A 26,486-nucleotide genomic window follows, 5' to 3' on the forward strand; every position below is an offset into this window, starting at 1 on the left:
CATGGCCCGCCGGGTGCACGTCCAGCCTCGTCATTACGCGACGCTCCTCGATTCGATGACGATGCCCGTCCCCGAGCGGACGGAGAACCCGATGCTGTCGCCGACCTGGCTCCCCATGCCGGCGAAGCGTTTCACCGAGATGTTCCGGCGGACGTCGCCGCCGACCTCGATCATCTGGAGTTCGAGGAACACGTCGGCGATGGAGCGGAACGGCCCGATGGCCTCCTCGCCCACCGCGGACGGGTCGACCGTGAGCACGATGACCTTCCCGCTGGAGATCATGTCCCGGAAAAAGGAGATGATCTCCAGGGCGGCCTGGCGCTCCTCGTTGTTGCGGACGAGCGCCTCGAACGTCGGGTCGTTCCGGAGGATGGAGTCGAACGTGTCGAGGATGACGACGTCGGAGTTCCACATCGTCTCCGCCTCCATCAGGCGCCTCAGCAGCTCCTTGCGCTCGCCGCTCGAGTCTGAGAACGCCCCGCCCGAGTCGAAGTCGGCCGCGAGGAACAGCAGCTGTTCGTTCAACAGCGGCTTCGTCACGTCGTAGTCCAGCGAGAACATCTGGTCGATGAACCCGGAGACGGTCAGTTCGGTCGACAGCAGCGTGACGCTCGCGCCCTCGTCGACGAGGCCGTAGCTGAACCGCTGGGAGATGGCGGACTTGCCCGCGCCGTAGTCGCCCTCGAGGAGGACGATGCTCCCGCGCGGGATGCCCCCGCCGAGTTCCTTGTTCAGCTGGTCGCGCTCGGGCATGCCGATCGATAACAGGTTGCTGTTGGGGTTTCGACTGCTCATGTGCGGAAGATCAACACCTCCTCGTCGTTGTTGACCACCAGCTTCAGCCGGTGGTCACCTGGGTCGAGTCCGGTCGTCCGGATAGTCAGTTCCACGACCTCGCCCTCGTGCCACATCGCGCCGCCCTGCATCGCCGCGACGGAGACGTCACCCTGGTACGTGCCGTCGAGCAGCACGTCGAACGTCGACGGCTCCGCTAGGAGCGACGAGGACCCCGTGTTGCGGACGTAGACCGTGACGTTGTCGTTCCCCGAGGCATTGTACACCCCCGTCGCGGGGTCGGAGACGATCTCGACGTCGGTCCGCACGTCGCTCGCGACGTCGAGCGAGCGGTCGCTGATCGCGTCGCCGATCCTGGTGACCTCGCTGGTCAGCGTCCCGGCGACCGAGGCCGCGACGAGCAGCGCGGCGATGAACAGCACCATCTCCGCGACGCCCCCGCTCGCCACTCAGACCACCTCCACAGACACGCCGTCACGGACGCCGTGGTCGACGACGACGGTCGCACGGTCCGGTCCCGGGGCGATGTCGGCCTCGAAACGCGCCCACTCGCCGGGCAGCCACACGCCGGTGGTGTCGTCGCCCTCGACGGTCGCGTTCGCCGTTAGGTACGTGTTGTCCGCGAGCACGTCGACGGCGTCGAGGTCCAGCGCGGTCGAGCCGTCGTTCGTCACGTTCAGGACGAGCGTCCCGTTCTCGTCGTCGTATGTTGCGTTCGTCACTGTGATGTCCGTGTTCTGCCGGTCGAGGGCGCGGTCATTGGTCTCCTGCTGTGCGTCGCTGACGAGTTCGGCGCCGTTCGCCACCGCGGGGTAGAACGACCCGGCGGCGATGAACAGGCCGAGGAAGACGACGGCCGTGGCGGCACTAACGCTGAGGCCCATGGAGGCCCCCCGAGAGCTGTGGCCAGCGGTCGATGACCACCGACTCCGCCGTCGCGTTGGTCAGCTGCATGATGTACTTCAGGCTCTGCGTGTGGTGGTCCAGGTCGAGCTCGGAGGTGCCGGGCCGATCCATCAGGTTCCGGTCGATGTCGCCGAACCCGGAGAGGAACGCCTTCAGCTGGGTCGCCACGTCCTCGTCGATCCACTCGACGCGCTCGTAGTAGTTCACGGCGCGGACGGTGTCGGTGGTGCTCGACTCCTCGACCAGGTACTCGAGCCACTCCATCACCATCAGGTCCCCGACGTAGTCGCCCGGGAGGGAGGTGAGGTACGGCTTCCGCGGGCCGTCGGAGAGGTCGTCCTCCTCGACGAACTCGAAGCCGCCCTCGTCGTCGGCGTTCGCCGTCGGGTCGGTCGGACCGGCCGTCGAGACGGGCTCGGGCGTCGGTTCCGGCTCGGCGTCGAGCGGGTCCTCGTCCGGGCCGTCGAGGGCGAACGCACCGTCGTCGCCCCCGTCGAGCGGGTCCTCCTCCCCCTCGCCGGCCCACTCCGCGTCGCCGGACTCGTACTCGTCTTTCAGTTCACTGAAACTCTTGCCGCCGCCGTTCTCACTGGCCATGTTTTCACTTTCCGTGTCGTCGTCGTCATCGTCGTCCAGGTCGTCCATCGCGTCGAGGTCGCCGAGGTCGTCCTCGCCGTCCTCCTCGTCGTCGATTAGTTCCTCGTCGAAGAACCCCTCCGCGTCCGCGCTCGCGAGGTCCTCGTCCAGTTCCTCCTCGTCCGCGTCGTCGTCGCCGTCCTCGTCGAAGAGCCCGAACGAGCCCTCCTCGCCGAGGTCGTCGCCGCCGGCCATGCCGCCGGTCTGTACGTCGTCGACGAACGGGTTGATGCCGCGCGTAACCATCTCGTAGATGTCGAGCAGGCTGCGCACGTCCTCGCCCATGTCGTCGACCTGTCCGGAGATCTCCTCGTTCTCCGAACGGACGGTGTTCACGGTGGAGGAGAGGCTGGCGACCTCGTTCTCGAGGTCCTCGAGCCGCTTTTCCAGCTCGGCGGTGTCCTCCTCCTCGTCGTCACCCCCGAAGGGGTCGTCGTCGTCCCAGTCGTCCATTCCTCCGAGGCCGCCGAGGTCGTCGTCGCCGTCCCCGCCGTCGTCGCCGCCAAAGGCGCCGTCGTCGTCGAGTAACGGGTCGTCGTCCCCTGCGTCCCCGGCCGACTCGTCGTCATCGCGGAAGCGGTCGAGCAGGCTCGCGCCGAGGAGACCGAACGAGGCCAGCAGCCCCAGTTCGACCCCGGCGAAACCTGCTCCTGCTCCCGACAGTGCGGTGAGGAGACCCATTATTGCGATTCCTCCCCCGGACCACCCTTAAACTCTCCCCGTCGACTATCAGGATAGATAACAGCTCCTTGCGGTCCGGAGTTCACTGAACACCCGCGTATCGCCCCGTAGAGTCGGTGTTCGGCCGAATCGGGGACGGGTCGAAGGGGAAAGAATAGCGTCGGCAGGACGGTTCGACGGCCGAACCCGGAGGGGTGTCCGGAGCGTCGACGATCCCTACCAGCGTGCGTCACCGGCGTCTCACAGGACCGCGCTGTCGCCACCCGCGTAGACGACGTGGAGCCGTCCGGCCGCCGTGTCGAACCGGAGCGACCGGCCGCGGTGGCCGCCGGTGTCCGCGGCGACGATCGGGACGTCGAGCTCGGCGAGCGCACGTTCGGCCGCCGCGACGTTCCGGCTTCCGACCGACGCCCCGTCGTCGACGTCGAGCTGGAGCATCTCCGCGGCGCCGGCGAGCTTCGCCTGCAGGCCGCTCGGCGGCGCGCCGATGTCGGCCAGGTCCGACACCAGCGCGTCGATCCCCTCGACGACGAATTTCTGCTCGACGCCGGGGTGGCCCTCGGCCTCGGGAAGCATCGCGTGGAGGAGTCCGCCCGCTCCGACCGCGGGGTGGTACAGCGCGACGCCGAGACACGACCCCAGTCCGCTCGTGACGAGTGTGCTCCCGTCGGTCGCGACCGTCGCGTCCGAGAGGCCGACCTTCCGTCGTGGGACGTCCCCGCGCGGCACGTTCACCGCGGTTCCGTCCGAGCAGCCGGGGACGGCCGGCGCATCAGGGGGTCCCATCGACTCCGGCGTCCTCGCGCCCCCCGTCCGCGACCGCGGGGTCGATGCGGTCGAGCGCGGCGGCGAGTTCGCGCTGGTCCGGGAGCGCGTAGATGTCACAGCGGACGCCGCCGCCGGGGGTTCGAACGGTGGAGTCGATGATGAACGCGTGCTCCTGGGTGCGGCCGAGTCGGCTCACGAGCGGGCTCATCACTGCCGACCCCATGTCGTGGACGAACTGCGGCGGGGTGTGCTCGATGCTCGTCCCGAGCACGTTCGCCCAGCCGTCGATGAACCCGCTGGTCATGATGTTGCCGAGCTCCCGGAGCGCCCCCTTCTCCATGTCGCCGATGCCGGGGTCCGTCTCGGTCGGGATCATCGAACTCGCGACCTCCTCGGCCGACGCCTCGTCGAACAGGATGGCGAGGTAGCCGCTCGGCTCCCCGTGGAGTTCGAACACGGTCCCGGCGACCGTCCCGTCGCCCACCTCGGAGGGGACGTCCACGACGGGCACGAACCGGAGCCGGGAGACCTCGACGTCGGTCTCGGTGCCCGTCATCATCGTCACCTTCTCGGCAGCGTTCGCGGCCCCGGTCTTGGTCATCCGGTTGAACGTCGGGAGCTTGTCCACCGGAACGACGTCGCCCGGGGAGGCTCCCCCCCGCTCCTCGCGGCCGAGCAGGTCCGTGAACCCCGCGTACTCGGGCAACATGAAGATCGAGAGGTCCAGGTCGGCGTCCATCGAGGAGACGTGCGACTCGAACAGGAACACGCCCGCGCGGTCGTCGTCGAACGCGCCGTCGGGGAGCACGTCGACGCCCGATGCCCGCACGTACGACGGCGGCGTCATGTCGATGGCGACGCCGAGGTGGTCCGCCCAGCCGTCGATGAACCCGCTGGTCAGGATGTTTCCCGCCTCGGTGACGCCGCTCCGCACGAACTCCGCGTCGTCGCTCCCGCCCGGCATGAGCCTCGACACGAGTTCGGTCGCCGCCTCGCGCTCGAACGCCATCACTGTCTCGCCCGCGATGCCTCCCGTGAGTCCGATCTCGACGCCGACGAACTCGCGGCCGGCGAACGCCCGACGGAGGTCGCCGGCCGCCATCAGCGTCACGTCGGTCACCTCGACGTAGACGTTCGCGCCCGTCAGCTGCGAGAGCGAGTTGGCTGCCCTGTCGGCCCCCTGTCGGGCCAGTCGGCTGAACGTACCGAGCGACTTGATGTCGACGTACATCCCTACGCCGGGACGACGTCGTTGATCGCTTCGAGGACGTTCGGCTTCTGGAACGGCTTCGTGATGTACCCCTCGGCGCCCGCCTTCACGGCGGCCTTCATCTTCTCCTCCTGGCCGACGGACGTGCACATGATGACGCGGGCGTTCGGGTCCGAGGAGGTGATCTCCTCGGTCGCCTCGATCCCGTTCCGGATCGGCATCACGATGTCCATCATCACGAGGTCCGGCTCGTGTTCCCCGTACATGTCCACGGCCTCGACGCCGTTCTCCGCCTCGCCCACGATCTCGAACTCCCCTTCGAGGATCTCGCGAAGGAGGTTCCGCATGAACTCGGAGTCGTCGGCGATGAGCACTCTGGTTGACATAGCGAAATCGGGTCCCGCGACGGAGATAAACGCTCTCCCCCGGGTATCAACGGTGAAAACGACGGATACGACCGGAAGCTGCCGTAACGGACGACGGAACTGCCACGGCTAGTCGAGTCTCAGTCCGTTCTCGCGCTCCGCGGCGGCGACCAGCTCGCCGATGGAGTCATCTGTGGACAGGCCGTGCCGCGCGACCGCCCGCTGGAGCGCGGCGGTCGGCAGCGTGACCTCGCCATCCATCTCCGCGAGCAGGATGCCGAGCGCCCGTTCGGGCGACATGTCGTCCCCGGCCGCCGAGCGGGCGAACCACAGCGCGAGTGTCTCGAACGTCGTCGACACGTCGTTCGACACCATCCGGTGACGGGTCGTCTCGTCGTTGACGGACATCGTGGCGTCGAAACCGTACTCGAACGCCGTGTCCGAGAGCGACTCCGCGAGCCAGCGGCCGACCGCGGCCCCGTCCACCTCGCCGGAGCTCGTGCTGACATCCCCACCGCGCGAGGGGGCGCCGCGCTTGACACCCTGACGGGGGGTCGCGTCCCGCTTCGGGGGCTCGTGTGGCTGGTCCACGTCGTCGCTCGCTGTCGGTCGGCGTCGCGCGTCCGGTTCGGTCGACCGTTCTGTTCGACTCTGCGGTTCCGGCTCCGCCGGTTGCTCCCCTCCGGGAAGCGTCTCTGTCGTCTCAGCTGACGCGGACGCATCGGCGGTGGAGGGCTCGTCCGACTGATCGGGTTCGGCGGGGGCCGGTTCGTCGGTTGCTTCCGAACGTGGAGCGCGCGGCGGTCGTCCGCCGGCCGAGACCACGTACCGGTTCTGGCCGATCTCCCGGACGTACTCGCTCTTACTGATGTCGAGGTCGTCCGGGTCGAGCACCGGGGCGTGGTCGTCGCTCATTGGTTGTATCGTGGTTGTTTCGTGAATAAAAAGGTACGAGTCGGTCTTGGTAGGCCGACGTTACAGCTCGACGCCGGACTTGCCGCTGAGGGACTCGGGAACCGTGAATCGGATGGCCGTCGTCGAACCGGACATCGTGTTGATCTTGATCGTGACGGATTCGCCCTCGTCGAGTACGTCCGGCTTGTTATCGCCACTGTTGAGGTCAAAGGTCATTCTAAGCCGGTCGTCCGCGTCGTTGAGAACCGACGCCGAGTTGTCGGCATCCTTTACCTCGGTGACATTGAACTTGCTATCCGCACTTGTCGCACTATCATCGACCTTATCGTGGACGATCGTGTAAGTTCCGTCCGGTCCGATCCAGTTGACGGAGACGTTTCGAAGGTCGATTTCACCAGCGCCGGGGGCCTGGGACACGATCACGTTCACTTTGACAACCTGATCACCTGATACTTCACCGGTCGTACTGACCGCCTGCAGCCGGTCGGACACCTGCGCGCTCGACTGTTCGCCCGTCGCCTGTGCTTTGCTCTGAAGGAAGCCGGCGGTGTTGATGAGGACGCCCGCGGCGATCGCCGCCACGAGGACCATCGCGATGAACACGATGAGTGTCCCGATACCAACCTGCCCGCGCTCTTCCTCGTCCGTGATGAATTCGAACATGGATTACAGCTCCACCGCGTCCTTGTTGCCGAGCGACTGCGGGACGGTGAACCGGATGGCCGTCGTCGCGCCTGACATGGTGTTGATTTTGACCGTTACTGATTGTCCTTCACCGAGTGCACCAGGCCCGTCATCGCCGACGAGATGGAACTCGATATTGAACCGGTCGTCGGGGTCATTGAGAACTGTCTCGGAATCGTCAGTATTCTTCACCTTCGAGGTCGTGAAGTGCCAACCTTCCTCGCCAGACGAGTCGTGAGTTAGGGTCTCCGTTCCCTGCGGTCCGATCCAGGTGACGGTGGCATTCGACAGGTCGACTTCCCCAGATCCCGGGGCGAGCGTCACCGTCGTGTTAACCCACTCGATCGTTGCGCTGTTGCCAACGCTTCCGGTCGTCGTCACTTCCTGCACTCGATCGGAGACTTGTGAACTTGACTGTTGACCGGTTGCCTGTGCTTTGCTCTGGAGGAAGCCGGCGGTGTTGATGAGGACGCCCGCGGCGATCGCCGCCACGAGAACCATCGCGATGAACACGATGAGTGTCCCGATACCAACCTGCCCGCGCTCTTCCTCGTCCGTGATGAATTCGAACATTTGTTGTTTCTACCTTAGCTTGGGTCCCGGTTCGGCTCGGTGCGTCATCACGCGGGCTCTGCTCCCAGCGAATCGGAATCCACTATTAAACCTGCCCCGCTGATTTTCAATACAGAGAATTGAACTGTTACGGCCGAAGGTATCTCGCGATCGCGATCCTTCGGCCGTCTCCCGAGGACTCACCGGTGATACGCACGAGTAAGGGGACGCTACTATCCCGGTAGCGTCGCCGTATTTCCGGCGGTACGCTTATGTCGGTGAGAATCATCGGCGATAGTGAATGGCGGCGGAAGATCAGGACATCATCGAGGCCCTGGGGAACAAGTACAACCCCGAGATCCTCGACGCGGCGGGGGAGCCGATGTCGGCACAGGAGCTCTCCGAGGAGCTGGACGTGCCCATCGCGACCTGTTATCGACGGATCAACGAGCTGGAGGAGACGGAGCTTCTCGAGCTACACGACCGACCGCTCTCGGACGAGCACCGCCGGATCAAGGTGTACCGACGGAGCGTGGACGGCGTGACCGTGACGTTCCGCGACGGGCTCACGGTGGAACTCGAGCAGCGCTCCGAGATCAAGAACAAGCTCGACCAGGTCTGGCGGACGATGGCGGACAACTAGAACGCCTACTTCCCAAGAGACGGGCCGACCTCACCGCCCCTCCGTCAGGACGATTCCCGTCCTGACGCTCGAAGCACCAGGGATTCCCCAGGTAAGGGTTTCCTAGAAGCCTGCCTGTGGACCTTCCCGCCCCATCATCGAGAACCCGCCCGCCCGCTCGTACACCTTGATGCCGCCGTCCGCGATCTCCATCGGGAAGATGTCGGTGTCGATGTCCTGTTTTCGCATCTTCGCGACCCAGATGTAGCGGTTCACGCCGGAGTCGGTCGGCGTCTGGATGAAGTAGATGTTCCCGTCGGTGAGGAAGTTCTCGAGGCCGATCTCGGTCTCGGGGAACACCGCGCCCTGTTCGTTGATGAGCAGCGAGGTGAGCCCGTTCTGCTTCAGGATGTCGGAGAACTTCAGCAGGTAGGTGCGCTTCTCCTTCTCGTCCTCGAAGAACAGTTCGAACATCGTGAGCGAGTCGAGGACGAGGCGGTCGTAGTTCGCGTTCGCGAAGTCCTCGAGCAGGGTGTCCATCGCCGCGGTGAAGTCACCCTCGCGGAGCATCGTGCTCTTGTCGTACACCTTGATGGCGCCCGACTCGACGAGGTCACCCCACTCCTCGAAGCCGATCGATTCGGCCGCCTGCTTGATGTCCTCCGCGTTCTCCTCGAATGAGATGTAGATCCCCTGCTCGTCGAACTCCCGGACGCCGTCGTAGAGGTACTGGATGCCGAACAGCGACTTCCCGGTCCCCGGGTTCCCGCTAACGAGCACCGTCGCGTTCTTCACTAACCCGCCGTTGAGGATTGAATCGAGTCCCTCCACTCCCGTCTTGACCGTTTCGACCATACTCCCGAATGTTACGCCAGCCTCATAAATGAAAACGGTTGTGCCGCACGTCGAAGCCCATCCGTTAAGTAGAACGTACTTCCCGTGCGATAGTTTTATGCAGGAACCCGACCGCTGGGCCAGTATGACCGACGTGGGCGCGCGCGAAGGGGGGGAGAAACGATGACGCGGAGCGTCTTGATCGTCGAGGACGAACCGGAGGTCGCGGAGCTGTACCGGGGGTATCTCGAGGGTCGCTACGACGTGCAGGTGGCGAACACGGGCGAGGAGGCGCTCGAACTGGTCGACGGGAACGTGGACGCGGTGCTGCTCGACCGACGACTCCCCGACATTTCGGGCGCGGAGGTCCTGGAGGAGATCCGGTCCCGCGAACTCGACTGCCGAGTCGCGATGGTGACCGCCGTCGAACCCGACGTTGACATCGTCGAGATGGGGTTCGACCTCTACCTCGTCAAGCCGGCGACCAGGGACGACATCCTCTCGACGATCGAACGGCTCGACACCCGATCGAACTACGACGCGAAACTCCAACGGACGGCCGCGCTCGTGACGAAGCGTGCAGTGCTCGAAGCCGAGCGTACGCCGACCGAACTCCGATCCAGTCCCGAGTACGAGGACCTCCTCTCGCGCATCGAATCCCTGCAGAACGACCTCGACGACATCGCCGCGGCGTTCTCGCCCGACGACTACCGGATGCTGTTCCGCGACATCGGCTCCTCGCGGTCGGCGTCCGAGTCTGCCTGAACCGACGCCCCTCCCCTCCGTTTTCCCCCCTCCCCCGACCGAGCGCCGTTCGATCAGGGAAGTTGCTCACCGACGATCCGATCGACCTCTACGAGGAACGCCTCGCGCTCGCCGCGGGGGATGGTCGCGCCGGCGGCGACGTCGTGCCCGCCGCCGTCGCCGCCGACTGCCCGCGAGGCCTCCCGCATCGCCGCCGAGAGGTCCAGCCCCTCCCGGACGAGGTGGCCGCTCCCGCGCGCGGACACCTTCACCTCCTCGTCGCTCTTCTCCGCGAACGCCACGATCGGTCTGCTCCGGGAGATGCCGCTGGCTCCGACGGCCATCCCGGCCACGATGCCGACGATGGTCTCGCGTATGCGTGTGCCCGCGTCGAACCACTGGACGTGTTCCTCGCGCTCGACGCCCTCGGTCGTCACCCACTGCAATCCTTCCGAGAGGTTCCGCCGGTGGTTCCGGAGGAGCGTCCGGGCGCGTTCGAGCGCGCCCTCGCGGTCGCCGAGGCACACGGCCAACCCGACGTCGGCACGCTCATACCGCGCGGTCGCGTTGAGCAGCGTCGAGAACTCGCTCACGTCCCGGAGCTCCGTCCCGGGCTCCTCGTCCGCGAGCACGTAGGTGGTGCCGACGAGCGCGTCGACGCGCTCGGCGGGGACGCCCGAGGCGACCGCGCGACGGATGAGCGCCGAGACGACCGCCTGCCGCTCCTCGCCGGTCAGATCGACCCAGCGGCGCCAGTCGCCGTCTGCTTTCAGCTCCACGTCCAGCCCGGAGAGGAACTCGATCGCCCCGGCCTCGTCGTTCGAGATGCCGGGTATCCTCGCCTCGCTGGCGTACTCGAGGAGCTTCGGGAGCGGACGGGTCTGTCTCCCGTACAGCGCGAGGTCGGTCTCCTCGGCGAGCACCCCGTCGACGACGCCGTCGGCGACGATTCCCTCGTTGGCCCCGGTGAGGCCGCCCTCGGAGTCCTGCATGTCGCCGACCGCGCCGACGACCGCGAGTCCAGCCAGGTCCCGGTTCCTCCCACTCACGGGTTCGAGCGCGCGGGAGAGGACGTACGCGGCGCCCGCGCCGGAGAGTTCGGACGCGCCGTCGATACCCTCCAGCAGGGGATTCAGGTGGTACTCGGTGTCCGCGTCCGCGGGCTGGTGGTGGTCCGCGATGACGGGCGTGAAGCCGCCGGCGGCCTCGTGCTCGGCGATGACGTCGAGCTGGCCGCTCCCGAAGTCGGTGAAGAGGACGGTGTCGTAGTCGGTCGCCGCGATGCGGGCGATTTCCCCGGCGTCGAGCTGTTTCGAGAACAGCGTCTCGAACGGGATGTCGGCCCGTTCGAGGGCGCTCGACGCGACCGCGGCGCTGGTGAGCCCGTCGGCGTCGATGTGCGAACAGAGGAGCACCCGGTCGGCCGCGCGGAGGCGCTCGGCGCAGGCCGTCGCGCGGTCCCGGAGGGCGGGGACCGGGAAGCCGTCGGGGTCGGGAGTCGCATCGGCGGTCGCCATTCGTGTCCGTGGGTGGGTCGGTATCGGATTTAAACGCTCGCCTATTCGTAGCCGAGCTGTTTGATGGGACCAGGAGGAACGTCGTTGCCGGCGATCGACAGTACTGTTGTGAACGACTGCTCTACGAGCACCACAGAGTGAACAGTACTCCCTCGTGACGACGAGGTCGTCAATCCAACGCGCCGCACGACCAGTACCGACGCACCTCTCGACTACGGCTCCGGTGGCGAACCAGAATAGGCGTCGTGATCGGAGTAGAAGTTCATCATCGCGAACTTCAGCTTGTCCGGCCGGATGTCGATGAGCTCCTCGCGCTCCTCCGGCGGGAACGTCCCGCGCACGGAGTACTTCCCCATGTCCGCGTTCGTGTAGCGCTTGTCGAGGAGCAGGCGAACCCCGAAGTCATCCGGCGAGCGGATGACGCGCCCGAGCGCCTGCCGGGTCTTCCGCACCGTCGGGATCTCGACGGCGTACTCCCAGCCGGCGTCCCGCGAGCGCTCCGCGAAGGCCCGGTCGTAGGCGTCCTGCACCGCCTCCATCCGCTCGGAGAGGTGGGGGTACGGCACGCCGACGACCGCGACGGTCCGGGCCGCGTCGCCGTCGAAGCTCACGCCCTCCGCCAGCGTCCCCCACAGCGAGGTGAACAGTGCGGCGTCGTCGCTCTCGACGAGTCGCTTACGCAGCTCCTCGGTGTCCGGGTCCGAACCGTCGAGCAGCAGCGTCCCGAGTTCGGGGTCCCCGGAGAGCAGTTCGTGGTACCGCTCGGCCTCCGAGTAGGACGGGAAGAAGAGGAGGCTGTTGCCCGGCGTGAAGCGGATCACGTCCGAGAGCGTGGAGGCGACCGTCTCCTGCGTGTCCGGTTCGTCGCGCTCCGAGGCGAACAGCGCCGGCGTCGACACGGAGTACGTCCGGCGGTTCTCCTCCGGGTACTCCAGGCCGTACGCCAGCGTCGCCGGCGAGTTCAGCCCCAGCACGTCCTGGGTCACGTCGAACGGGCGGAGCGTCGCGGACATCAGCACCGAGGCGTACACCTCGTCGAACAGCGCCGCGGTCACCTCCCGCGGGATGCAGGTGTACAACTCGGCCCGGCCGTACACCTCGTCGGTGCCCGCGTCCCGGCGCACCGAGACCATCGGGTGCTGGCCGAGCTCGCCGCCGCCGTCCATCCACGCCGAGACGAACGACGCCGCGGGGAGGAGCTGACACTCCCGCCGGCTGGTCGTCTCCCCGTCGCGGTAGGCGTCCTCGTACTCCTCGTCGAGGCGCTTGCCGAGCTGGAGCGCGAGGTCGCACTCCGCGCGGATGCCCCGCCCCTCGTAGCGCTCGAGGAACGCGAGCGTGAGGTCGTCGCGGCGGTCCTCGTTCGCGACCGAGAGGTCGTACCAGTTCTCGCCGACGCGCTCGCGCTCGCCGAAGCCGAGCCCGTCCTCGCAGGTCGCCCGGAGCGCGTCCGTGAACGCTCGGAGGACGTTCTCGGCCGGCTCTGCCCGCGAGTCGTCGGTCTCCTCCAGTTCCGAGAGCGCCGATTCGAGCGTGTTCTCGGTGAGCGCCTCGCTCGCGTGGTCGCGGGCGGCGCTCTCGACGTTGTGGGCCTCGTCGAACACCGTGATGACGTCCTCCGGCTCGCGGTCGAGCCAGCGGAAGAACTGCTCCCGGATCTGCGGGTCGAGCAGGTGGTGGTAGTTGCAGACGACGAGTTCGACGTCCTCCATCCCCTCCTTCAGGAGCTCGTACCCGCACAGACCCTGTCGCTCGGCGTACTCGTACACCTCGTCGGGCCGACGCACGTCCCGGAACAGCCACGAGAAGAACTCGTCGGTGTCGGCGGTGAGGTTGTTGAGGTAGTGCTCGCAGACGTTCGTCGCCCCCTCGATGTTCGACTCCAGCGACTCGAGTTCGTCCGCGACCGCCTGTCGGGCCTCCGCGGCCGAGCCGTCGCCGCCGCCTCCGCCACCGCTTCCGCCGTCGCGCATCTCGTCGGTGAGGTCGTCGAGCCGCCGTTCGAGCTGCTGCTTGTCGTTCTGATCCTCGACGAGCGACCGGGTCGTGTCCCGCAGCGTCTGGCACTCCTGGTAGTCCACGTCGATGTGGCACATCGAGGACTTCCCCTTGAACACCGACGCGCGGATGGGTTCGGTCTCGTTGATGGCGCGGGCGTCCTCGACGAACTGCCGCATCTGCTGGTGGACGTTCGTGGTGATGACGACCGTGCGGTCGTGCTCGCGGGCGTGTGCGAGCGCCGGCACGAGCGCGGAGAGCGTCTTCCCGGTGCCGGGCGCCCCCTCGAGGAGCACGTCCTGGCCCCGCGCGAGCGCGTTGCCGACCCGGTCCATCGCCTCCCGCTGGTTCGGGTACGGCTCCTCGTACGGGAAGAAGCGCAGGTGGTCGTCGGTGGTCGACACGGTCCCACTAGCGGTTCCTCGGATTTCAACGCTCTGATGGCTCGAGTCCCCGGCCGGATCGTTGTATATAACTCTATGGTCCTTCGCCGTCGGTCGCGCGCGACCGAGTTACGGTAATCTATGCCGGGAATGTCCCCCTAGTCGTATGGCAACTGATACCAGGACGCAACCCGGCGTATCGACAGAGAACACGGAATGGCGCGGTGGCGTGGTGGCGGGACTGGCCGGGGGCGCGGCCATGGGCGTGCTGCTGTCGATGATGATGACGCCCGTCATCGAGGTGGCGATCCCCTCCATGTACGGCCTCACCGGCGGGCTCGCGGGCTGGGTGATCCACATGGCCCACGCGGCGGTGCTGGGCGTCGGGTTCGCGGCGCTCGCACAGGCGACGGACATCCGCTCCACGGCGAAGTCGATCGGCGTGGGCGTCGCCTACGGCGTCGTCATCTGGGTCGCGCTCGCGGTCCTGCTGATGCCGCTGTGGCTCTCGGCGGTCGGATCGCCCGCGAACCCGCCGTTCCCCAACCTGAACCCGATGAGCCTCGTCGGACACGTCGTGTACGGCGCGGTGGTCGGCGCGACGTTCCCGGCGGTCCGGAACCTGTAGGGGCGCGTCGCTGACTTTTTCGCCGCCCCCGTCCATCACACACCTATGAGCGACACCGACGCCGACCCCGGAGACGGCGGAGAGACAGGTGACGCCGGCTTCGACAAGGAGGCCGAGCGCGAGAAGCTCCGCGAGAAGTTCGCCCGCGACGACGAGAAGCGCGAGTCGACCCGCCGGATGAGCGACCTCCTCCTCAAGGGCGCGACGATGACGAACAGGCACTGCGACGTCTGTGGCGACCCGCTGTTCCGGCAGAACGGCCAGGAGTTCTGCGTGACCTGCCGCGCCGAGGGCCGGGACCCGCAGGCACAGGCGCACTCCGAGGAGGCCGACGCCTCGTCGGCGGACCGTCGGGACCGGCCGGCCGAACCGTCGTCCGGCGACTCCTCGACCGAGGCCCCCGCGCCCGACGAACGAACCCCGACCGACCGGACGACCGGTGACGACGCACTCGCGGGGCAACCCACTGACGGCTCAGCGGGTCGGAGTACCGACGACGCGCCCGCGACCGGCCAACACGTCGGCGGGCACCGCCGCGCGCCGCCCTCGCAGGCCGGGTCGAGCAACGATCAGCGGCCCGCACCGTCCCCACCGACGACTCCGAAGGACACTGGGCAGTCCGGCGACGTCGACCGGGCACGCGAAGCCCTCGTCGCGGCGCTGAGCCGCCACGCGGCCGCCGGCGCCGACACGGACGACCCGCGGGTCGCCCGCGACCACCTCGCGGCCGCCCGCGAGGCGGCGGCGGCGCTGTCCGCCCTGCGGCGCTGAGTCGAACCTTTTCCCCTCGCACCTCCTCCACCCGCCGATGAACACCCGCACCTACCTCCGCGTCGAGGGCGCGGCCGTCTTCCTCGCCGCACTCGCCGGCTATCTTCTCGTCCTCGACGGTCCCCTCTGGGTTCTCGCCGTGCTCGCGCTCGCGCCGGACCTCTCGATGGTCGGCTACCTCGTCGGCCCGGAGGTCGGCGCGCTCACGTACAACGCCGTACACGTGTACGTCTGGCCGCTGGCCCTGCTCGCGGGTTTCCTGCTCACCGGCGTCGAGCCGCTGGCGTGGGGCGGGACAGTGTGGGCAGGCCACATCGGGGCGGACCGGGCGTTCGGGTACGGGCTGAAGGAGGAGTCCGGGTTCCGAGAGACGCACCTCGGCGGGCTGTAGCCGTCAGTCCTGCCGACGTGTCCACGTTCGCGATCCGGCGGATTCCGCCGTCCGGAGGTGGATGGTCCCTGCGCCGAGTGGAGCAGTCCCATCCGCCGGCCATCGTCTTTCCCAGACCGAACCTGGTGGACTGTTCGAGCGGAACGGACTCGGTCCTGTACGCCTCGTGCGTCGCTTCGGCCCACTCGCGAACGATCGGGTCGCCGGTGTCGACGAACGCGGGAGAAGGCGTCGGACATATCCCACGACCGTCCCTACGGGGTCGCATGGAGGGTCGTATCGGGTGTACGTAGAGTACCGGACCGCCCTCGGACTCGTCGGGACCGTTCTCAAGTACCTGTCGCTCGCGCTGGTCCTACCCGTGGCCGTCGCGCTCTACTACCGCGAGAGCCCGGTCCCGTTCGTCGTGACGATCGCGGTGATGGCGGGGCTCGGCATCGCGCTCGAGCGGCTTCGCGGCGACGGTGAGCTCGGTCACAGGGAGGGGTTCCTGCTGGTCGCGCTGACGTGGCTCGCCATCCCGATCATCGGGGCGCTCCCGTACCTGATCGCCGGGGAGGGAACCGTGGCGCATCCCGTCAACGCGCTGTTCGAGAGCATGAGCGGGTTCACGACCACCGGGGCGACCGTCCTCGGGGAGATCTCCTTCGACCGCCACTCGCGGTCGATCCTGCTGTGGCGACAGCTCACCCAGTGGCTCGGCGGGATGGGCATCCTCGTCCTCATGGTCGCTATCCTGCCGGAGCTCTCGGTCGGGGGGGCACAGGTGATAAACGAGGAGGCACCGGGGTTCGCGCTCGAGAAACTCACGCCCCGCATCCGCGACACCGCCCGCGCCCTCTGGACGGTCTACGTCGGATTCACCGTCGCCGCCGTGGCGGTGTACTACGGGCTACACCTGGCGGGGATGGCGCCGAACATGGACCTGTACAACGCCGTCGCCCACGCGCTGACGACGCTTCCGACGGGCGGGTTCTCCCCCGAAGCACGGAGCGTCGAGGCGTTCTCCCCGGCGATCCAGTGGGCGGTCGTCCTCTTCATGATCGTCGCCGGGACGAACTTCGCGCTCCTGTGGTACGTCGCCACGGGCGAGCCCCGCCGGCTGGTCCGGAACGACGAGTTCCGGTCGTACCTCCTCGCGATCGGCGTCGTCGCCGTCCTCCTGACCACCCTGCTGTTCACGGGTCTGGGTCTCTCGGCGGTCCCGACGAACGTCGACCCCATCCCCGGGGACCTCGGGAACTCGGTCCGGCAGGCGACGTTCCAGACGGTGGCCATCGTGACGACCACCGGGTACGCCAGCATGGACTTCAACACGTGGGGCGAGTCCTCGAAGGTCGTCCTCCTGCTCGCGATGTTCCTCGGCGGCTCGGCCGGCTCCGCGGCGGGGTCCCTCAAGATCGTCCGCTGGCTGCTCGTGCGCCGGGCGATGGCGCGGGAACTCTACACGACCATCCACCCCGAGGCGGTCCGCCCCATCCGGTTCACGGGGAAGCCGATCGAGGAGGACACGCTCAGGGGCGTGTTCATTCTCGTCCTGAGCTTCCTCGCCATCTTCGCGGTGTCGTCCGTGGTCCTGTTCCTGGACGCGCTCCGCGTCGGCCTCGACCTGTCCGCCATCGAGGCGGTCAGCGCGTCGATCGCGACGCTCGGGAACATCGGCCCGGGGGTCGGCGTCGTCGGCCCGATGAACAACTTCCTCCCGTTCTCGAACGCCTCGAAGCTCTACATGGTGTTCCTCATGTGGCTCGGGCGCCTGGAGGTGCTCTCGGTCCTCATCGTCCTCTCGCCCGCCTACTGGAAGCAGTGAGGTCCGATCCCGCCTCGAGTCCGCTCCTCCTCGCCCCTTACAGCCACTCGCTGACGGGTGGGACGAGTTCGAGCGTCGAGGCGGCGACGTACAACCCGAGCAGGCCCATGAGCGCGCCGACGGCCGCTCCGGCCGGGTCTCCCGTCTCGAAGGCGGTAGTGAACCCCATCCCTATCAACACGAACGAAACTCCGACCAGCATCAGCGTCCCGATGGCGCCGAGGATGGCATCCTCGACGGCCTCGCGGACGACGACGTAGAGCGCGGCCTCGTCGAACCCCGGGTCGGTTCCGCCGTCCGTCTCGGCCGGACCGTCGGCGTGACTCGTCGGTCGGTCGTGCTCGCCGGTTCGCGGGGGGACCATACGTCTGCTTGCGAGCACGGGTACGGAAAAATTATCGGTCAAGTGGGCGACGATCCGGTTCGAGCGCCTACTCCGGGTACTCGGCGCCCACGACCTCGCGGATGCGCTCGGCGGTCACCTCGCCGACGCCCGGCACCTCCAGCAGGTCGCCCTCCCGTGCGGTCATCACCGCCTCGACGGTGCCGAAGTGCTCCAGTAGCGCGCGCGAGGTGACCGGGCCGATGTCGGCGATGGAGCTCACGACGTACTCCTGCTGCTCGGCGAGCGTCTTCGCGGCCTTCTCGCCGTGGGCGGACACCTCGCGGTCGTTCGTCTCCTGCTCGCGCCGCGCGATGACCTCCAGCAGGTCCGCCGTGTCCGCCTCGTCCTCCGTGCGGAGCACCGAGGCGTCGAAGTCGATCGCCAGCGACGAGAGCGCCCCGCGGATGGCGTTCGGGTGGACGTTCCGCTCGCCGTAGAGGTCCTCGCCCTCGACGATGACGACCGGCCGGGCGTACGCGCGCGCCGTGTCGCGAACCTGCTCGAACATCGAGCGGTCGCCGCCGACGAGCGTGTCGAGGAAGTCGGCGACCGACTTGCGCTCGACGGCGACCCGGTCCGAGAGCACGTAGTCGCCGACTTCGAGCGTCTCCAGTCGGGTGGTGATCCCCTCCCGGGTGGAGAGGTCGCGCGCGATGGTGGACTCGAGTTCGCGCTGGTCGATGACGATCTCGGTCCCCTCCACGTCGTCGCCGGTGCCGGCGGTGGCGACGACTCCCTCGTCAGAGCCGGCGTCGGTATCTTCGTCGGCATCGTCGCCGGCTTCGGCGTCGAAGTCCGTGAGTCCCGGCTGGGTATCCGCGGTCGCGGAGGCGCTCCCGGACCCTCCCTCCGCGGTGTCAGCGCCGGACGACCCGCCCTTCGCGGACCTCCCGTCCGCGGCGCCGTCGCCTGCCTCGCTCTCGTCGAACGACGAGAGGTCTGACTGCCCGTCGCCGCCGAGTTCCTCCTCGACGTTCTCGGCGACGCCCTTCAGCGACCGGAGCTCCTCCTCCATCTGCTTCTCCTTGCGCCGGCTGATCCAGAAGTACGCCTCGTCGCGGGTGTCCTCGGCCATCAGCACGACGACCTCCCCCTCGTCCTGCCGGCCGGTCCGGCCCTTCCGCTGGATGGACCGGATGGCCGTCGGGACCGGCTCGAAGAACAGCACCAGGTCGACCTCCGGCACGTCCAGCCCCTCCTCGGCGACCGAGGTGGAGACGAGCACCTCGAACTCGCCGGCGCGGAAGGCGTCGAGCGTCTCCTGCTGCTGCTTCTGGGTCATTCCGTCCGACCCCTCCTTGTCGCCCTGCCCGACGAACCGCCGGGTGTCGAAGGAGGCGGAGAGGAACTCCGTCAGCGCCTCGGCGGTGTCGCGCGACTCCGTGAACACGATGACGCGCTCGCCGCCGCCGATTCCGAGCGTCTGGGCGAGCAGCACGCGCGTCCGGCGGAACTTCGGGTGGAGGTCGTCGAACGACTCGGCCCTCCGCATCGCCTCCCGCACCTTCGGCTCGGCGATCATCCGTTGGCTCGCCTTCGACGCCCCGGACGACCGGGCGGCGTTGCGCTGGCGCTCGAAGTAGCGCCGGAGCGCCTCGACGCTCTGGGTCTCGACGAGTTCGACCGCGCGCCGGAGCTTCATCACCTCGGCGTGGACGGACATCCCCTTGTACGCGTCCGACTTGCCCGCGTCCATCATGCGCTGGAGCTGCGCGCGCATCTTGTTGAGCTGCTTCTGGGAGACATCGGGCTGGGTCGTGTTCGAGACGCCGAGCGACTTCAGCATCTCGAGCCGGTCGCTGATCACCTCGTTCAGCGCGTCGCGGATCTCGACGACCGACTCCGGGAGTTCGATCTTCTCCCACTGGACGTCCGTGTCGTAGGTGTACTCCGACACGTCCGAGTCGGCCTCGGTCATCACCTCCACCTCGTCGAGCCCGAGGTTCTCGCAGACGATCAGGATCTCCTCCTCGTCGCCGCCCGGCGAGGCGGACATCCCCGTGACGAGGGGTCGCTCCGCGTCGGCGTGGTAGCGCTCGGCGATGTACACGTACGCGTAGTCGCCGGTCGCGCGGTGGCACTCGTCGAAGGTGACGTGGGTCACGTCGGCGAGCGAGACGCGGTTGCCGACGAGGTCGTTCTCGACCACCTGGGGCGTGGCGATGACGACCCGCGCGTCGTCCCACAGCGCCGCCCGGTCGGCGGGCTTCACGTCGCCGGTGAAGACGACGATCTCGTCGTCGGGCACCGCCAGCGCCTCGCGGTAGAACTCCGCGTGCTGCTGGACCAGCGGCTTCGTCGGCGCCAGCAGCAGCGCCTTGCCGCCGACCTCCGAGAGCCGGTGGGCCGTCACGAGCAGCGACACGGTGGTCTTGCCGAGCCCGGTGGGCAGGCAGACGAGGGTGTCGCCCCGCTTCGCGGTCTCGGCGAGTCGGATCTGGTAGCGCCGCCGCTCGATGAACCCGGGGTTCAGGAGGGCGTGGTCGACGTACTCTGTCTCGGGGTCGGCGGCCTCCGCCATCGGTGTCCCTTCGCCGTCACCGCGGGTAAAAGTTCGTCAACCGGAGCGGAACTGAAGCCGGCGCTCAGGCGTCCTCGCGCGGCCGGGAACCGAGGGCCCGCTCCTCGCAGGCCGTCTCGGGGACCGACACGTCCATGAGCGCCGCCCACTCGGGGATGTGGCAGTCCTGGGAATCGGTCATCGTTCGATGTGAACGCGAGATTCCTAATAACGATTCCCCCGGCGGTCGCTTGGATGGTGGTGAACCGGACACGCGTTCGACCGATCCGAATCGGCGATCTCCGCAGCAAACGATTCGAAAGCCCCCGCGTTCTCGACGGTCGGGACCGCGCCTGCGCTCCTCGGCTCGCTTTGCTCGCCCGCGGTGCTTGACGGGTCCAGGCTCGCCGAGAACGCGGCCCTTTCAGTCCCACCCGATCGGTGGTCCGGCGGAGCGATGCGACTACGATTCCGGACGCGTCGTCGGGGAATCGGCCGCTCGGCGCGCGGCGGCTGGCCTCCGGGTCAGTCGACGTCGCGCGAGGAGCATGCTCCGAGATAAGGTGGCTGCGGGCGGGCGGGACTGAAAGGGGTCGCGGGGGCTTTCGAGGTCACCCCTGTGGCTCTCCACGCTCACGAACGACGCAGAACCGACGACGAGAACCTAGACGACCTGCTCGCCGTCGTCGTCGTACAGCCGGATCGCGTCCACGGGACACGTGCGCGCGGCGAACTTCGCGTCGAGCTCCTCCCCCTCGGGGACCTCCAGCGAGAAGAGGTTCTCCTCGATCTCCTCGGCGCCCCGGAGGTCCGCCTTCCCGTCGTCCATGTTCTTCTCGAAGGCGTCCCACTCCGCGACGCACTGGAACATGCCGACGCAGGTGTCGCGGTCGAACTCGATCCTCATTGCCGGGGCTAGGTGAGCCGGGGTACTAACGACTTGCCTCTGCGCCCGGACGCGCGGTCCCGCATCGAGGATAACTGCGCGAGGCCCGTTCCGACTCGCGAACAGATCTCGACCTGGCACGAGAGAGAAGATTCCAGTTGGGATGCAATAAGAGAATAAAGACGGCATTTTTAATTCTCTCAAGTTATTATCCTGGGCCACACGTGCCCTCACTGACCATCGACCCGCTCACGTACGAGGAGATCCCGGTGGAGCGGCGACCGAGCCTCCTGCAGGCGCTCGTCCCGGTGCTCGGCGTCGTCGTCTTCCTCGGCATCGGCTCGGGCTACCTGAAACTCGCCCCGCACGGCCCGCTGCTCTGGAGCGTCGTCCTGACCGGCATCGTCGGTAAGTACTGGCTCGGGTACTCCTGGGACGACCTCTACGAGGGGATCGCCGACAGCCTGCTGATGGGCCTCCAGGCGATCCTCATCCTGTTCGTCATCTACGCGCTCATCTCGACGTGGATCAGTTCGGGGACGATCCCCGGCCTGATGTACTACGGCCTCTCGGTGCTGACCCCCGACGTGTTCCTCCCGGCGACGGCCCTCCTCGCGGCCGTGGTCGCGTTCTCCATCGGCTCCTCCTGGACCACGGCGGGGACGCTCGGCGTGGCCTTCATCGGCATCGGTTCCGGCCTCGCCATCCCGGCGCCGATGACCGCCGGCGCCATCCTCAGCGGCGCCTACGCGGGCGACAAGCAGTCGCCGCTCTCGGACACGACGAACCTCGCAGCCGCCGTGACGAACACGGACCTCTACGACCACATCCGGGCGATGCGGAACGGGACGGCCGTGGCGTTCGGCCTCTCGGTCGCCCTCTACGCCGCGCTCGGCCTCAGCGCCGGCGGAACCATCCCCGCCGGCCGCGTCGGGGAGATCCAGGGCGCGCTCGCGGGCACCTACGACCTCTCCGCGCTCGTCTTCCTGCCCCTGGTGATCACGTTCGGCCTCGCGCTGTACGGCTACCCGGCGCTCCCCACGCTCGTGGCGGGCATCCTCGCCGGGACGGCCACGACCTCGCTCGTCCAGGGCAAGTCGTTCACGGCCGCCTGGGAGGTGTTCCTCTCCGGCACCGCCCCGGAGACGGGCGTCGCGCTCGTGAACGACCTGCTGGCCAGCGGTGGCCTCGCCGACTCCGCCTGGACCATCTCGGTCGTCGTCGCCGCGCTCTCGCTCGGCGGCCTGCTCGAGCGGACCGGCGTGCTTGCGGTGCTAGCCCACCACTTGGCGAGCGCCGTGCGGGGGACCACCGGCCTCGTGATCGGGACGGGTGCGTCCGCCATCGCGGTGAACGTGTTCTCCGCCCAGCAGTACATGAGCATCGTCGTGCCGGGCATGACGCTCCGGAACCTCTACGACGAGTACGGCCTCGGGAGCGACGACCTCTCGCAGGCGATCGAATCGGCCGGCACGCCGACGGGCGCGCTCATCCCGTGGCACGCCGGCGGCGTGTACATGGCAGGCGTGTTCGGCGTGAGCACGTTCGCGTACGCCCCGTACTACTTCTTCGCGTTCCTCTCGCCGCTCGTGCTGTTCGCGACGGCGCTGATGGGGTGGGGCTTCTCGGCGGAGGAGCGCGACGAGGGGGCCGACGCCCCCGTCGCCGCCGACGGCTGACGGCGACGCTTCGAGTATCGCAGGCGCCAGGCGACCTGGGACGCATTTAGTCGATCGTCGTCGGTTCCCGTTCGGCGTGGTGACGGTCGTGGTATCACGACCCTCGGAACGCCTTTACGTGTACTCGCTCTACGTTTATTTGCAAATGGCGAACGGAAAAGTTGATTTCTTCAACGACACTGGCGGCTACGGTTTCATCTCCACCGAGGATGCTGACGACGACGTTTTCTTCCACATGGAGGATGTCGGCGGCGAGGATCTGACGGAAGGCACTGAGATCGAATTCGACATCGAACAGGCCCCCAAAGGCCCGCGCGCGACGAACGTCGTCCGCAACTAACTACCGACTTCAGACGCCGCCCCACGGCGGCACTGGACGACGGCTTCATTCTTCCAAACCACCATCCCTGAGCGACGCGACCGTTGCAGGTCTACCTGGCGACCGTTGCGGTCTGCCGAGCCATGACTATCGATTCCTCCGGCTGACGTATCCCGATTCGTGGGTCGTCCCTGACTCCCCGTCAACGCTTTCCCCGGGGCACGAGTGGAGGCGCGCATGAAGAACACCGACGGCAGCGAGGCGGCCAAGCGCACCGCCGGCGAGTCGGCGGCCGACCTCGTCTCCGACGGCGACCTCGTCGGCCTCGGCACCGGGAGCACGGCGGCACACGCCATCCGGCGACTCGGCGACCGGGTCGATTCGGGGCTCGACGTCGCGGGCGTAGCCACGTCCTACCAGTCGCGCGAACTCGCCCGCGAGGTCGGCGTCCCGCTCGAATCGCTCGCCGACGTGTCGCGGATCGACGTCGCCATCGACGGCGCCGACCAGGTCGCCGACGGGAACCTGGTGAAGGGCGGCGGGGCCGCCCACACGCGCGAGAAGGTCGTGGACGCGGCGGCGGATCGCTTCGTCGTTGTCGTCGACGACTCGAAGGTCGCCGACGTGCTCTCCCACCCGGTCCCCGTCGAGGTGCTCCCGGACGCCCGGGCGACCGTCGCCGAGACGGTCCGGGATGCTGGCGGCGACCCCGAACTCCGGGCGGCAGAGCGGAAGGACGGCCCGGTCGTCACCGACAACGGGAACTTGGTGCTCGACTGCGACTTCGGGAGCGTCACCGAACCGGCGGCGCTGGCGCGGCGGCTCTCCGGGATTCCGGGCGTGCTGGAGCACGGGCTGTTCGTCGGGCTGGCGGACGAACTCCACGTCGGCGACGCTGACGGCGGCGTCGCTACGCGGTCGGTTCGCTAAAGAATGGAGGGTTAGGTCGCCTGGTTACAGGTCGCGCGGCTGGACCGTCTTACGGTCGTTCTCCTCCGCGCGGCGGGCGGCGTCCTCAAGAAGCTCGGAAACTTCCCCGTCGAGCGCGTCGTAGAAATCCGACGCGACGTTCTTGTCATCCAGGTACTCCTTGACGGCTGCCTTGACGATGAGGTCTGCCATGCACCCGGGTTTTTTCCGTCCCTCCTTATAAGATTTCCCAAGTGAGGCCGAAGCGAACGCCTCTCGCGCCCGTTCACGGCGGATTCGACCCTCCCCCACCCCCCGAACACCCCCCACCCACCCTCCGCACATCCCACCGAATTCGGAAAATCGTCTTACTTATCCAAGAGGATTGCCCACGTGCCGACCCGCACCGACGGCTTGGAGTCGCTGCGGTTCCCAGACCCACCCATGCGAGACACGCTCGAGGCCGTCGCGGCCGGTGACCTCACGCCCGCGGAGGCCGAGGCCCGGCTCAACGGCTACGCAACGGCCGAACTATCGGCGGCCGAGTCCGGCGATGGAACGGCTGACGGTTCCGAGGAGGCGGACGACTCCCCTGCCGGTTCACGCAGCGCGCTGTTCGACGCGAGCAGGGAACGCCGGCGCGGACTCCCGGAGGGCATCCTGGCCGAGGGAAAGACGCCCGCCGAGGCCGCGGCGCTGGCCGGAACGGCGCTGGAGACGACGGGTCGCGCGCTGGTGACACGCGCGGACGAGCGAACGGTCGACCGCGTGCGGGCGTACCTCGAGGAGGCGCACCCGGAGGCGACGGTCGAGCGGAACGCCCGCGCCCGGACGATCGTCGCCCGAACCCCCGACTTCGAGCCCCCGTCGGTCGACGCGACCGTCGCCGTCGTCACCGGCGGCACCGCAGACGCCACGGCGGCCGGCGAGGCGGCGGTCGTGGCCCGCGAGGCCGGTCCGCGGGTGGACGTGATCGAGGACGTCGGCGTGGCGAACCTCGACCGGGTCCTCGACGTCGTCGACGACCTCCGGGCGGCCGACTGCCTCGTCGTCGCGGCCGGCCGCGAGGGGGCGCTCCCGACCGTCGTCGCCGGCCTCGTCGACGTCCCGGTCGTCGGGCTCCCGGTGTCGTCCGGCTACGGCGTCGGCGGCGGTGGGCTGGCCGCGCTGCTCGGGATGCTCCAGTCGTGCACGGTGCTCTCGACGGTGAACGTCGACGCCGGGTTCATCGCGGGCGCGCAGGCGGCCCTCGTCGCCCGCCGGGTTGCACGGGCACGTACGGAAGCCTGATTTCGACCTCCTGAGCCGGAATAAAGGCCGTTCTCGGCGGATCGGGTGAAAGAGTATATCAGTCATGCCGTCGTATGCGACCCCACCGGCCACCGTGGATGCCGGTCGACTATGCCACGCTGCGACAACTGCGGGTCGCATATTTCGGACCGCTTCGCCCGCGTGTTCAGCGACGAGCACGGACGGCTCAACGCCTGTCCCTCGTGCTCGGCGAACGCAGGGATCGCCGAAGCGGCACGAGAGCGGACCCGCGCCGACGACTGAACCGCTCACTGACCAGTGTAGAACGTCGTCTCGACTCCACGCCACCCCGCCCGACCGGACTCCGGGCGGGACGACGCGGCGTTCGGCCGACTTAACTTCGGGAGACGCTTCCCCCCGACCGTGACCGAGCACTTCGTCTACGTCATCGAGTGCGCCGACGGCACCTTCTACACGGGCTACACCACCGACGTCGAGCGCCGCGTCGCCGAGCACGACGCCGGGGAGGGCGCGAAGTACACCCGGGGTCGGACCCCCGTCGAACTCGTCCACGTGGAGGCGTACTCCTCGCAGTCGGCCGCGATGGGTCGCGAGTACGAGGTCAAACAGCTCTCCCGCGTGCGGAAGGAACGGCTCGTCGCGGACGACTGACCCCCTCGCCGGGGCTCCCGTCGGCGCTTCAGACGACGTCGAGGAACTCGTCCTTGTTGCCGGCGTAGTGGGCGACCCGCCGGCCGAGTTTCAGCGTCCGCTCGCGCAGTCCCTCGTCGACGAATTCGAAGTTCGACTCGGCGCCGATCCCCTCGCCCGGCCCGTCCCGCCTCTCGAACCGATTTCGGGCGTTCCGGAGGCCGACCTGGAGCGGCGCGGTCCAGCCGTGGACGCCGCGGATGGTCGCCCGCATGTGTTCGAGCGTTGCCTCGTAGGAGCCCCCGCCGGCGACGGCGAACAGCCCGACGACGGTGTCCTCGTACTCGTCGAAGGAACACCAGTCGTGGAAGCTCCGGAACGTCGAGGAGTACGAGCCGTGGTACACCGGGGTGCCGATTAACGCGCCGTCGGCCGCCCGCATCCGCTCGAGGAGTTCGGCGACGTCGCCCGCGTCCTTGGGGTCGACGTCGGGGTGGTACAGCGGGACGTCGAGCGCGGGGTCGCCGAGGTCGATGTAGTCGGTCTCGGCGCCGGCTTCGCCGGCCGCGTCGAGCGCGTAGTGGAGCGCGGCGCGGGTGTAGCTCCCCTCGCGACGGGAGCCGCAGACCGCGACCACGCGAGGTGCCTCCGTCATCGGCGGAACTCGGTCGTCCGGAGCGAAAAGCGCCACGATAC

At 68.1% G+C, this 26,486-nt stretch carries 30 protein-coding genes; 12 read left to right on the forward strand and 18 right to left on the reverse strand.

Translation table 11 applies throughout. The features are described 5' to 3' along the window. Nucleotides 1-33 precede the first annotated feature (33 nt). From HUG10_RS13265 to HUG10_RS13310, 10 genes are all read right to left on the reverse strand, one after another. On the reverse strand, nt 34-795 hold the full coding sequence (locus HUG10_RS13265; RefSeq protein WP_179170033.1) for an ATPase domain-containing protein: 762 nt from the start codon (nt 793-795) through the stop codon (nt 34-36). Next, nucleotides 792-1,244: a CARDB domain-containing protein gene (locus HUG10_RS13270; RefSeq protein WP_179170034.1), complete on the reverse strand. Its 453-nt coding sequence runs from the start codon at nt 1,242-1,244 to the stop codon at nt 792-794. The genes HUG10_RS13265 and HUG10_RS13270 overlap by 4 nt, the downstream gene beginning before the upstream one ends. Continuing rightward, complete coding sequence (locus tag HUG10_RS13275) at nt 1,245-1,679, reverse strand: flagellin (RefSeq protein WP_179170035.1); 435 nt, start codon at nt 1,677-1,679, stop codon at nt 1,245-1,247. Next, nucleotides 1,663-3,018, reverse strand: coding sequence for a FlaD/FlaE family flagellar protein (locus HUG10_RS13280; RefSeq protein WP_179170036.1), 1,356 nt, complete (start codon nt 3,016-3,018; stop codon nt 1,663-1,665). The genes HUG10_RS13275 and HUG10_RS13280 overlap by 17 nt, the downstream gene beginning before the upstream one ends. 240 nt (nt 3,019-3,258) lie before the next feature. Beyond that, nucleotides 3,259-3,804 carry a chemotaxis protein CheD gene (locus tag HUG10_RS13285; RefSeq protein WP_179170037.1) on the reverse strand — a complete coding sequence of 182 codons (546 nt, stop codon included), beginning with the start codon at nt 3,802-3,804 and terminating at the stop codon, nt 3,259-3,261. After that, nucleotides 3,791-5,017, reverse strand: a complete 1,227-nt coding sequence (locus HUG10_RS13290; protein ID WP_179170038.1) for a chemotaxis protein CheC — start codon at nt 5,015-5,017, stop codon at nt 3,791-3,793. The genes HUG10_RS13285 and HUG10_RS13290 overlap by 14 nt, the downstream gene beginning before the upstream one ends. Nucleotides 5,018-5,019: 2 nt before the next feature. After that, a complete protein-coding gene (gene cheY, locus HUG10_RS13295) occupies nt 5,020-5,382 on the reverse strand; it encodes a chemotaxis protein CheY (RefSeq protein WP_179170039.1) in 363 nt (120 codons plus the stop codon). A gap of 108 nt (nt 5,383-5,490) precedes the next feature. Then, the gene (locus HUG10_RS13300) at nt 5,491-6,276 is read right to left on the reverse strand and encodes a DUF7500 family protein (protein ID WP_179170040.1); all 786 of its coding nucleotides are present in this window, start codon (nt 6,274-6,276) and stop codon (nt 5,491-5,493) included. A 60-nt stretch (nt 6,277-6,336) separates the two neighbouring features. After that, nucleotides 6,337-6,939, reverse strand: coding sequence for an archaellin/type IV pilin N-terminal domain-containing protein (locus HUG10_RS13305; protein ID WP_179170041.1), 603 nt, complete (start codon nt 6,937-6,939; stop codon nt 6,337-6,339). A gap of 3 nt (nt 6,940-6,942) precedes the next feature. Then, a complete protein-coding gene (locus HUG10_RS13310) occupies nt 6,943-7,533 on the reverse strand; it encodes an archaellin/type IV pilin N-terminal domain-containing protein (RefSeq protein ID WP_179170042.1) in 591 nt (196 codons plus the stop codon). Nucleotides 7,534-7,813: 280 nt separating this feature from the next. Here HUG10_RS13310 and HUG10_RS13315 point away from each other — a divergent pair, with 280 nt between their 5' ends. After that, on the forward strand, nt 7,814-8,155 hold the full coding sequence (locus HUG10_RS13315; protein ID WP_179170043.1) for a helix-turn-helix domain-containing protein: 342 nt from the start codon (nt 7,814-7,816) through the stop codon (nt 8,153-8,155). A gap of 102 nt (nt 8,156-8,257) precedes the next feature. On the opposite strand, the gene HUG10_RS13320 is transcribed toward HUG10_RS13315, so the two are convergent. Then, entirely contained in the window at nt 8,258-8,989 is a 732-nt protein-coding gene (locus tag HUG10_RS13320; protein ID WP_179170044.1) for an RAD55 family ATPase, read from the reverse strand. Nucleotides 8,990-9,151: 162 nt separating this feature from the next. On the opposite strand from HUG10_RS13320, the gene HUG10_RS13325 reads away from it, so the two are divergent. Next, nucleotides 9,152-9,733, forward strand: coding sequence for a response regulator transcription factor (locus HUG10_RS13325; protein WP_179170045.1), 582 nt, complete (start codon nt 9,152-9,154; stop codon nt 9,731-9,733). Between the two features lie 53 nt (nt 9,734-9,786). Here HUG10_RS13325 and HUG10_RS13330 read toward each other — a convergent pair whose 3' ends face one another. Both HUG10_RS13330 and HUG10_RS13335 read right to left on the reverse strand, forming a co-directional pair. Next, entirely contained in the window at nt 9,787-11,229 is a 1,443-nt protein-coding gene (locus tag HUG10_RS13330) for a DHH family phosphoesterase (protein ID WP_179170046.1), read from the reverse strand. 212 nt (nt 11,230-11,441) lie between these two features. Further along, entirely contained in the window at nt 11,442-13,631 is a 2,190-nt protein-coding gene (locus HUG10_RS13335) for an ATP-dependent DNA helicase (RefSeq protein ID WP_343203200.1), read from the reverse strand. A gap of 145 nt (nt 13,632-13,776) precedes the next feature. Here HUG10_RS13335 and HUG10_RS13340 point away from each other — a divergent pair, with 145 nt between their 5' ends. The 4 genes from HUG10_RS13340 to HUG10_RS13355 all read left to right on the forward strand — a co-directional run bounded on the left by HUG10_RS13340 (nt 13,777) and on the right by HUG10_RS13355 (nt 17,210). Continuing rightward, nucleotides 13,777-14,238: a histidine kinase gene (locus HUG10_RS13340; RefSeq protein WP_179170047.1), complete on the forward strand. Its 462-nt coding sequence runs from the start codon at nt 13,777-13,779 to the stop codon at nt 14,236-14,238. A 45-nt stretch (nt 14,239-14,283) separates the two neighbouring features. After that, nucleotides 14,284-15,009: an Sjogren's syndrome/scleroderma autoantigen 1 family protein gene (locus HUG10_RS13345; protein WP_179170048.1), complete on the forward strand. Its 726-nt coding sequence runs from the start codon at nt 14,284-14,286 to the stop codon at nt 15,007-15,009. A gap of 37 nt (nt 15,010-15,046) precedes the next feature. Continuing rightward, complete coding sequence (locus tag HUG10_RS13350; protein ID WP_179170049.1) at nt 15,047-15,400, forward strand: DUF4260 domain-containing protein; 354 nt, start codon at nt 15,047-15,049, stop codon at nt 15,398-15,400. A 283-nt stretch (nt 15,401-15,683) separates the two neighbouring features. Continuing rightward, nucleotides 15,684-17,210, forward strand: a complete 1,527-nt coding sequence (locus HUG10_RS13355; protein WP_246310139.1) for a TrkH family potassium uptake protein — start codon at nt 15,684-15,686, stop codon at nt 17,208-17,210. A 37-nt stretch (nt 17,211-17,247) separates the two neighbouring features. Here the strand turns inward: HUG10_RS13355 and HUG10_RS13360 are convergent, their stop codons facing one another. The 3 genes from HUG10_RS13360 to HUG10_RS13370 form a co-directional block, all read right to left on the reverse strand. Further along, on the reverse strand, nt 17,248-17,574 hold the full coding sequence (locus tag HUG10_RS13360) for a hypothetical protein (RefSeq protein ID WP_179170051.1): 327 nt from the start codon (nt 17,572-17,574) through the stop codon (nt 17,248-17,250). A 67-nt stretch (nt 17,575-17,641) separates the two neighbouring features. Next, the gene (locus HUG10_RS13365; protein WP_179170052.1) at nt 17,642-20,116 is read right to left on the reverse strand and encodes a DEAD/DEAH box helicase; all 2,475 of its coding nucleotides are present in this window, start codon (nt 20,114-20,116) and stop codon (nt 17,642-17,644) included. Nucleotides 20,117-20,759: 643 nt separating this feature from the next. Beyond that, complete coding sequence (locus HUG10_RS13370; RefSeq protein WP_179170053.1) at nt 20,760-21,002, reverse strand: ferredoxin; 243 nt, start codon at nt 21,000-21,002, stop codon at nt 20,760-20,762. A 203-nt stretch (nt 21,003-21,205) separates the two neighbouring features. On the opposite strand from HUG10_RS13370, the gene arcD reads away from it, so the two are divergent. The 3 genes from arcD to rpiA all read left to right on the forward strand — a co-directional run bounded on the left by arcD (nt 21,206) and on the right by rpiA (nt 23,909). Next, nucleotides 21,206-22,660 (forward strand): arginine/ornithine antiporter ArcD, encoded by a 1,455-nt coding sequence (gene arcD, locus HUG10_RS13375; RefSeq protein WP_179170054.1) that lies wholly within the window; start codon nt 21,206-21,208, stop codon nt 22,658-22,660. Nucleotides 22,661-22,805: 145 nt separating this feature from the next. After that, complete coding sequence (locus HUG10_RS13380) at nt 22,806-23,000, forward strand: cold-shock protein (protein ID WP_179169020.1); 195 nt, start codon at nt 22,806-22,808, stop codon at nt 22,998-23,000. A gap of 216 nt (nt 23,001-23,216) precedes the next feature. Next, the gene (gene rpiA / locus HUG10_RS13385; RefSeq protein WP_179170055.1) at nt 23,217-23,909 is read left to right on the forward strand and encodes a ribose-5-phosphate isomerase RpiA; all 693 of its coding nucleotides are present in this window, start codon (nt 23,217-23,219) and stop codon (nt 23,907-23,909) included. A 24-nt stretch (nt 23,910-23,933) separates the two neighbouring features. Here rpiA and HUG10_RS13390 read toward each other — a convergent pair whose 3' ends face one another. Then, nucleotides 23,934-24,101 (reverse strand): DUF1931 domain-containing protein, encoded by a 168-nt coding sequence (locus tag HUG10_RS13390; RefSeq protein WP_179170056.1) that lies wholly within the window; start codon nt 24,099-24,101, stop codon nt 23,934-23,936. Between the two features lie 231 nt (nt 24,102-24,332). On the opposite strand from HUG10_RS13390, the gene larB reads away from it, so the two are divergent. The 3 genes from larB to HUG10_RS13405 all read left to right on the forward strand — a co-directional run bounded on the left by larB (nt 24,333) and on the right by HUG10_RS13405 (nt 25,811). Continuing rightward, nucleotides 24,333-25,178, forward strand: coding sequence for a nickel pincer cofactor biosynthesis protein LarB (larB, locus tag HUG10_RS13395; protein ID WP_179170057.1), 846 nt, complete (start codon nt 24,333-24,335; stop codon nt 25,176-25,178). Between the two features lie 111 nt (nt 25,179-25,289). Beyond that, complete coding sequence (locus HUG10_RS13400; RefSeq protein WP_179170058.1) at nt 25,290-25,442, forward strand: DUF7563 family protein; 153 nt, start codon at nt 25,290-25,292, stop codon at nt 25,440-25,442. Nucleotides 25,443-25,562: 120 nt separating this feature from the next. Next, nucleotides 25,563-25,811 (forward strand): GIY-YIG nuclease family protein, encoded by a 249-nt coding sequence (locus HUG10_RS13405; protein ID WP_179170059.1) that lies wholly within the window; start codon nt 25,563-25,565, stop codon nt 25,809-25,811. A 28-nt stretch (nt 25,812-25,839) separates the two neighbouring features. On the opposite strand, the gene HUG10_RS13410 is transcribed toward HUG10_RS13405, so the two are convergent. After that, a complete protein-coding gene (locus HUG10_RS13410; RefSeq protein ID WP_179170060.1) occupies nt 25,840-26,445 on the reverse strand; it encodes an NADPH-dependent FMN reductase in 606 nt (201 codons plus the stop codon). Between the last annotated feature and the right edge of the window lie 41 nt (nt 26,446-26,486).

Origin of the sequence: Halorarum halophilum, from assembly GCF_013401515.1 — an archaeon.
Classification (GTDB): Archaea; Halobacteriota; Halobacteria; order Halobacteriales; family Haloferacaceae; genus Halorarum; species Halorarum halophilum.

What these genes read in the sequence shown, in the direction of transcription:
- HUG10_RS13265 (WP_179170033.1), bottom strand. Translation starts at nt 795, where the DNA reads ATGAGCAGTCGAAACCCCAACAGCAACCTGTTATCGATCGGCATGCCC.
- HUG10_RS13275 (WP_179170035.1), bottom strand. Translation starts at nt 1,679, where the DNA reads ATGGGCCTCAGCGTTAGTGCCGCCACGGCCGTCGTCTTCCTCGGCCTG.
- HUG10_RS13280 (WP_179170036.1), bottom strand. Translation starts at nt 3,018, where the DNA reads ATGGGTCTCCTCACCGCACTGTCGGGAGCAGGAGCAGGTTTCGCCGGG.
- HUG10_RS13285 (WP_179170037.1), bottom strand. Translation starts at nt 3,804, where the DNA reads ATGGGACCCCCTGATGCGCCGGCCGTCCCCGGCTGCTCGGACGGAACC.
- HUG10_RS13290 (WP_179170038.1), bottom strand. Translation starts at nt 5,017, where the DNA reads ATGTACGTCGACATCAAGTCGCTCGGTACGTTCAGCCGACTGGCCCGA.
- cheY (WP_179170039.1), bottom strand. Translation starts at nt 5,382, where the DNA reads ATGTCAACCAGAGTGCTCATCGCCGACGACTCCGAGTTCATGCGGAAC.
- HUG10_RS13300 (WP_179170040.1), bottom strand. Translation starts at nt 6,276, where the DNA reads ATGAGCGACGACCACGCCCCGGTGCTCGACCCGGACGACCTCGACATC.
- HUG10_RS13305 (WP_179170041.1), bottom strand. Translation starts at nt 6,939, where the DNA reads ATGTTCGAATTCATCACGGACGAGGAAGAGCGCGGGCAGGTTGGTATC.
- HUG10_RS13310 (WP_179170042.1), bottom strand. Translation starts at nt 7,533, where the DNA reads ATGTTCGAATTCATCACGGACGAGGAAGAGCGCGGGCAGGTTGGTATC.
- HUG10_RS13315 (WP_179170043.1), top strand. Translation starts at nt 7,814, where the DNA reads ATGGCGGCGGAAGATCAGGACATCATCGAGGCCCTGGGGAACAAGTAC.
- HUG10_RS13320 (WP_179170044.1), bottom strand. Translation starts at nt 8,989, where the DNA reads ATGGTCGAAACGGTCAAGACGGGAGTGGAGGGACTCGATTCAATCCTC.
- HUG10_RS13325 (WP_179170045.1), top strand. Translation starts at nt 9,152, where the DNA reads ATGACGCGGAGCGTCTTGATCGTCGAGGACGAACCGGAGGTCGCGGAG.
- HUG10_RS13330 (WP_179170046.1), bottom strand. Translation starts at nt 11,229, where the DNA reads ATGGCGACCGCCGATGCGACTCCCGACCCCGACGGCTTCCCGGTCCCC.
- HUG10_RS13340 (WP_179170047.1), top strand. Translation starts at nt 13,777, where the DNA reads ATGGCAACTGATACCAGGACGCAACCCGGCGTATCGACAGAGAACACG.
- HUG10_RS13345 (WP_179170048.1), top strand. Translation starts at nt 14,284, where the DNA reads ATGAGCGACACCGACGCCGACCCCGGAGACGGCGGAGAGACAGGTGAC.
- HUG10_RS13350 (WP_179170049.1), top strand. Translation starts at nt 15,047, where the DNA reads ATGAACACCCGCACCTACCTCCGCGTCGAGGGCGCGGCCGTCTTCCTC.
- HUG10_RS13360 (WP_179170051.1), bottom strand. Translation starts at nt 17,574, where the DNA reads ATGGTCCCCCCGCGAACCGGCGAGCACGACCGACCGACGAGTCACGCC.
- HUG10_RS13365 (WP_179170052.1), bottom strand. Translation starts at nt 20,116, where the DNA reads ATGGCGGAGGCCGCCGACCCCGAGACAGAGTACGTCGACCACGCCCTC.
- HUG10_RS13370 (WP_179170053.1), bottom strand. Translation starts at nt 21,002, where the DNA reads ATGAGGATCGAGTTCGACCGCGACACCTGCGTCGGCATGTTCCAGTGC.
- HUG10_RS13380 (WP_179169020.1), top strand. Translation starts at nt 22,806, where the DNA reads ATGGCGAACGGAAAAGTTGATTTCTTCAACGACACTGGCGGCTACGGT.
- rpiA (WP_179170055.1), top strand. Translation starts at nt 23,217, where the DNA reads ATGAAGAACACCGACGGCAGCGAGGCGGCCAAGCGCACCGCCGGCGAG.
- HUG10_RS13390 (WP_179170056.1), bottom strand. Translation starts at nt 24,101, where the DNA reads ATGGCAGACCTCATCGTCAAGGCAGCCGTCAAGGAGTACCTGGATGAC.
- larB (WP_179170057.1), top strand. Translation starts at nt 24,333, where the DNA reads ATGCGAGACACGCTCGAGGCCGTCGCGGCCGGTGACCTCACGCCCGCG.
- HUG10_RS13400 (WP_179170058.1), top strand. Translation starts at nt 25,290, where the DNA reads ATGCCACGCTGCGACAACTGCGGGTCGCATATTTCGGACCGCTTCGCC.
- HUG10_RS13410 (WP_179170060.1), bottom strand. Translation starts at nt 26,445, where the DNA reads ATGACGGAGGCACCTCGCGTGGTCGCGGTCTGCGGCTCCCGTCGCGAG.